2 protein-coding genes are annotated in these 1,212 nt (G+C 72.2%); both read right to left on the minus strand.

What is annotated here, in order from left to right:
- On the minus strand, window positions 1-471 hold a 471-nt coding region (locus ACWCSD_RS52810; protein ID WP_449927561.1), incomplete at its 3' end, for a protein kinase domain-containing protein.
- A 220-nt stretch (window positions 472-691) separates the two neighbouring features.
- A partial coding sequence (locus ACWCSD_RS52815) for a siderophore-interacting protein (protein ID WP_449927564.1) occupies window positions 692-1,212 on the minus strand: 521 nt, incomplete at its 5' end.

Consider the following 1,212-nt stretch of genomic DNA (forward strand, 5'->3'; position numbering starts at 1 on the left):
GATGCCGAAGTCGATGACCCGCGGCCCTCCGGGCGACAGCAGCACGTTGCCGGGCTTGAGGTCGCGGTGCACCAGACCGGCCTCGTGCACGGCGACGAGCGCGGCGGCCACGCCGAGTGCCACGCCGTAGGCGAGGTCGGGCGTGAGCGCTCCCCCGGCCTTGACCACCTGGGACAGCGCGGGCCCCGGGATGTACTCGGTGACCAGGTACGGACGGCCGTCCTCGACGCCGTCCTCGATGACGGCGGCGGTGCAGAAAGGCACCAATCTCCGCGAGAAAGCCACTTCCTCGGCGAAACGCGCCCGCAACGTGGCATCGTGGAGATGTACCGCGTGCGGCGTCTTGAGCGCGACCAGGCCGCCTTGCGGGTGTTCGGCCAGGTACACCACTCCCATCCCGCCCGTCCCCAGGCGGCCGAGGAGAAGGTACCGGCCGATGACGACCGGGTCGCCCACCGTAAGCGGTCGCACGCCAGGAGGCATGTCGCTCGCACCACGCGCCATCCGGGTCTCGCCTCTCCTGTGGGGGACACGGCAAGGCACACTGTGGCGGCATCCGGGGGCCCTTTCCGCATGTCTTGCGCAAGGGGTATCGAAGGTAAGGCGTTCGTGCCCGGAGGGTTAGTAAGTGCTGGGATGGAACGTTCTGAAGTGGCTTTCTGTGGTTGGCGGGCTTTCGTCCGGAAGAGGGTCAGGAGGCCAGGGCGCGGGCCTCGTCGGCCTCGACCTCGCGGTTCCAGTCGTTCTTGACCGCCCGCCAGCCCTCGTCGTCGACGCCGATGCGCCAGTAGCCGGAGATGGACAGCCGCTCCATCGGCACGCCCCGCTCCAGCCGCAGGTGGCGGCGGAGCTCCTTGACGAAACCGGCCTCGCCGTGGACGAACGCGTGCACGTCCCCCTCGGGGAACTCCAGCGCGCGCACCGCCTCCACCAGCGACTGGCCGACGGGCCGCGCGCCCCGGTACAGCCAGGTGATCCGCGCGTCGGCGGCCGTGCCGAGCTTCAGCTCGTCCCCGGGGCCGTCCACCTCCAGCAGGACGTGGGCCAGGGCGCCGTCGGGCAGCGCCTCCAGGGAGGCGGCGATGGCCGGCAGCGCGCTCTCGTCGCCCACCAGCAGGTGCCAGGCGGCCTCGGGGTCGGGCGCGTAGCCGCCGCCGGGGCCCAGCATCAGCACGACGTCGCCGGGCTGGGCCGCGGCGGCCCACGGCCCGG

This window comes from Nonomuraea sp. NPDC001684 (assembly GCF_053596515.1).